The 1,551-nt window shown below is 68.0% G+C and carries 3 protein-coding genes; all 3 read right to left on the bottom strand.

Annotated elements, in window-relative coordinates:
- The coding region (locus AC1DZ6_RS24945) for a PIN domain-containing protein (RefSeq protein ID WP_477099778.1) at positions 1-377 on the bottom strand (377 nt) is incomplete at its 3' end.
- Positions 374-613 (bottom strand): antitoxin, encoded by a 240-nt coding sequence (locus tag AC1DZ6_RS24940; protein ID WP_477099777.1) that lies wholly within the window; start codon positions 611-613, stop codon positions 374-376. The genes AC1DZ6_RS24940 and AC1DZ6_RS24945, both read right to left, overlap by 4 nt.
- Before the next feature lie 47 nt (positions 614-660).
- Positions 661-1,551 (bottom strand): hypothetical protein (locus tag AC1DZ6_RS24935; RefSeq protein WP_477099776.1); only part of this gene is annotated, 891 nt, incomplete at its 5' end.

Here is a 1,551-nt window from a genome sequence, read left to right as displayed (position 1 = left end):
ACCAAGGCCAGTCCCGGCACATCCTGGAAGTCGGCCGCGTTACGAGTGACCAGCGTCGCGCGATGCACCAGGGCCTGGGCGGCGATCATGCGGTCGAGAATCTTGCGGCGCGAATAGCCGGCCGCCTCGACGATGGCGCGATAGGCGTCCGCGGCCGCCCGGTCGAAGTCCAGCACCGGTAAGGTGTCGAGCATCAGGTCTAGGCGCGCCCGGCGCAGGCCCGCCTCGGACGGTTCGCGATAGACCCCGCCCTCAAGCTCGACCCGCGAGATGATCGACAGCAGCACCGCGCCTTCCAGGGCCTTGATCTTGGCGGTCACCAGTGGATCGCCGTCGCGCAGGTGGATGGCGATGTTGGTGTCAAGGATGTGAGTCAAAGGCCCGGACGCTCGTCCAGCGGTTCCTCGTCGCGGATTTCGACGCAGGCTGGACGTGGCAGGGCGGCCAGGCGATCGACCAGAGCGGCGACCGAGGTTCGGGCCGGATAGATCGTCAGCACGTCGCCGGACCGCACGAGAGTCAGCTCGACATCCGCGCCGAACGCCATGTCGCGCGGCAGTCTGACGGCCTCGCTGTTGCCGCTCCTGAACGTCTTGCTTGTGGTCGTGGTCATAGGGCGCTCCGTCAACACATGTATATACATGATGTTTGACCGAAGGACTAGCCGTCCGACTTGGCCCCGCGCCGGTGGAACAGGTTGGCCGGCAGTTCGCTCAGCGACTTCAGGCCCGCCACCGGCATGAAGCGGCGGCGGCCGTGGCGGAGGCGTTCGAACAGCTCGTGCATCATCTCCTGGCGCTCCACCTCGCCCTTCTCGTGGACCAGGGTCAGGCGGTGCAGGGCGTAGAGGCCGAACACGGCGGAGATCAGGAAGTAGAAGTCCCACTGCCGCACGGCCAGACGCACGACGTCGCCCTTGTAGAGCGGGCCCGACCACTCCAGCAGCAGGCGGAACTCGCGGGCGGCGAAGGCGTCGGCGCACAGCCCGCCCAGGATCGGCGCCAGGCCGGCGGCGGCGGAAGTGATCAGGGCGTTGGCCGCCATGTAGGGCTCGGCCCCACCGCGCGGCGACAGGCGCATGACGATGTTGCCCGAGGCCAGGGCCACTCCGGCCGAGGCGGCCCCCATCACCAGGTGCAGCCCGATCAGATAGGCCCCGGCCGCGACCTTGTTGTCGAACTGCGAGGGCAGGATCATCGCGGCGATGCAGGCGATGAAAGCCGGGGCGGCCAGGTTCAGCACCGACTTGTTGCTGAACCGGTCGGCCAGGTCGCCCCAGCGGCGCAGGGTCATCAGGTTGGCGAACTGGCTGATCAGGCTGAGCGCCATCACGAAGGTCATGCCAAAGCCCAGCTGGCTGAGGAAGAACACCGTGAAGAACGGCTGGGCCAGGTTCACCGCGAACTGCCAGCTGGCCAGGAAGGCGATCAGCTTGCGGAAGTTCTCGTCGGCCAGCGGCTTCTTCAGCAGCGGCAGCAGGCGTTCGCGCTGGTCGGACGGCGGCATGGCCGGCTCGGGCGCGCGGCTCAGCACCGTGGCGCTGGCCAGCTC

This window comes from Caulobacter sp. P1_B12_2 (assembly GCF_056406675.1).
This window is presented reverse-complemented; position numbering and strand designations above follow the sequence as displayed.

Bases quoted from the DNA above. Each gene is read 5' to 3' on its own strand.
- AC1DZ6_RS24940 (WP_477099777.1), bottom strand. From the start codon at position 613: ATGACCACGACCACAAGCAAGACGTTCAGGAGCGGCAACAGCGAGGCC.